At 62.9% G+C, this 229-nt stretch carries 1 protein-coding gene; it reads right to left on the bottom strand.

Annotation, left to right across the window (positions count from 1 at the left end):
- The coding region (locus tag SB751_RS35965; RefSeq protein ID WP_410749722.1) for a malonate decarboxylase subunit alpha at nucleotides 1–229 on the bottom strand (229 nt) is incomplete at both ends.

The following is a 229-nucleotide window of genomic DNA, read 5'->3' as shown; positions in this document are numbered from 1 at the left end:
CAGGGTCCAGTGCTTGCAGATCTTGCCCTTCAGGCCGAGCTTCTCGCCGTAGGTCGGCAGGAGCAGTTCGATCGCGGCCGTGTTGAAGCCGATGCCGTGATTGAGCGACTGCACCTGGTGCCGCTCGTAGATGCCGCGAATCGCCATCATCCCCATCAGCACCTGAACCGGCGTGATGAGGCGCGGATCGCGCGTGAACAGCGGCTCGATGAAGAACGGCTTGTCCGAC

The sequence above is a fragment of the Cupriavidus sp. SIMBA_020 genome (genome assembly GCF_046535395.1).
Lineage (GTDB): Bacteria > Pseudomonadota > Gammaproteobacteria > Burkholderiales > Burkholderiaceae > Cupriavidus > Cupriavidus campinensis.
Note: the sequence above shows the minus strand (reverse complement) of the source record. Positions and strands in the feature narration are given on the sequence as shown.